Here is a 1,925-nt window from a genome sequence, read left to right on the forward strand (position 1 = left end):
TATAGTTCTTACGAGATTACCTCTCTCATCGTATATCTTTATGTATCCTTGAGCAAAGAAGTCAGTATCCTTCTCTATACCAATCGTAATCCTTACCTTATCACCCTTTGCTGGAGCAAATACCTTTGGAGCATCACTCTCCTTACCAGATAAACCTCCTCTAACAACCTTCATATAGAACCTTGGAGATTTGTCTGCCTCAATCTTAACCCCTGGATAGAAGTTAACGTATGCTTCATTACGAACGTTAACACCAATTCTAGGTTTTGCATCACCATCAGTAACTCTCACCATCACAAAGTTATCCTCAACAGACTTGAATGAAGGGTTTACAGGTGTAGAATTATCTGGCATATACTCATAGTTATAGTTACCACTATCGGGACCCGTCGTAGCAACTGCTATCTTTAACCACATATTAGTTGGATTAACATTCGTAAAAAAGAAACTCCAAGCTATCTTACCAATAACAACCCTTTTGAACATATCAGGTTCAAACTCGCCATTAAAGAAAAAGTTAAAGATATTAGTATTCATATTAGGAGTTCCCGATAGTCCACCCTCGCTATAACTACTTATCCATGCATCCTCATCATTACCTGCTATAGATAAAAGTTGAACTCCGCCTTTGCTTTTATCAGGATTTATATCAAACTCAACTTTATCGTCTGGATTCCAGAAACCAATGTACATATCAGGGTCAAAACCTGAAAAGAAGACTCCTCTCCTCCAAAGAACAATATCTTCAACAAAACTTGTTCTACCCTTATTTGGTTCTCTATCAAAGTATATCATTAGGTTATTACGTCTTCCTGCCGTTTGTCCCCTTACAGCAAAGTAAATAGCATTAGTATCCCAAGTAAGCCATAACTCTGAAAGCTCTGCTTTAGTTAAATTATCCGTTTCCCTACCTGGATAAGCTGAATCATTAGTTGCTTCACATTTGTTTTGATATGGAAAACCAAAATAAGTAAGCATCCTACCTCCATTATTTGTTAAATCATTTTGATCAACTATGGCACCAAGTGGTTTATTCAAAACGTTAGTAGGAGAAATCAAAAGTTCATCAGGCTCCCATCCCATCGCAAAAGGATCCCAACTACCTAAAACTCTAATGACTATATTCTTATTAGATGCAGTAACTCCAAAAGCATCGGAAACAAACAAAACTAAGGAGATAACACATAAGTATAAACATGTCCTAGCAGATCGCATACCTGCCTCCCCTATCAAACTTTGGAAGATTATAAAAAATAAAAAATCCATTTTCAATAGTTTTGAAACTAAAGTTTGGTCAAGAGTGTTGGTTTTTTTGTGAAAAAGTATTTTGAGTACCTCATTTACACAACTTACATAAGCAACCCTCAAATCTTCCTCCCCCGACCCTATCACACCAGCCCTGCCCAGAAGACAGAAAAATACAAAAACCTAGAATACCTAACCACCTCCTCACCTCTCAACACCCTCCCCTCTACCAAACCAATACCTATTGCAACAGCCATTAGAAACAGAAACTTAACAATCTTCCCAAAACCCCTAACCATTACACTACCTCTTCCCAAATCCCCCTTCATGTTCCTAAAACTCTGCTCCACCTCCATCCTACTCCTACAGATCTCAACCCCCCTCTAAGTAAATTTGTATAGACTCTTGACTTTGCTATAAAATGACCCTTAATATGAACAAGGTTTGCGTAGGAGTTGTTGGCTTTGGGGTTGTGGGTGGAGGTGTTGTTGATATACTCCAGAGTAGTAGAGAGTTAATAAAGAAAAGAGCAGGTGTTGATATTGAACTTAAGTATGTAGCAATCAAAACATTCCGTAGCAGTGGTGTTGAGATACTCTACTCAAAAAAAACTTCTGATTACAACGAGATCATAAATGATAAAGAAGTTAGTATAGTTGTGGAACTAGTTGGTGGAATAG

General features: G+C 37.7%; 3 protein-coding genes. 1 reads left to right on the top strand and 2 read right to left on the bottom strand.

The annotated features are described in order from the left end of the window. Positions 1-1,215, bottom strand: a 1,215-nt coding sequence (locus ABDH28_00105) for a hypothetical protein (GenBank protein ID MEN2997431.1), incomplete at its 3' end; no start/stop codon positions are given. A 173-nt stretch (positions 1,216-1,388) separates the two neighbouring features. Continuing rightward, on the bottom strand, positions 1,389-1,616 hold the full coding sequence (locus tag ABDH28_00110) for a hypothetical protein (GenBank protein ID MEN2997432.1): 228 nt from the start codon (positions 1,614-1,616) through the stop codon (positions 1,389-1,391). 62 nt (positions 1,617-1,678) lie between these two features. Here ABDH28_00110 and ABDH28_00115 point away from each other — a divergent pair. Then, positions 1,679-1,925 (top strand): homoserine dehydrogenase (locus tag ABDH28_00115; GenBank protein MEN2997433.1); only part of this gene is annotated, 247 nt, incomplete at its 3' end.

This window comes from Brevinematia bacterium (genome assembly GCA_039630355.1).
Classification (GTDB): Bacteria; Spirochaetota; Brevinematia; order DTOW01; family DTOW01; genus SKYB106.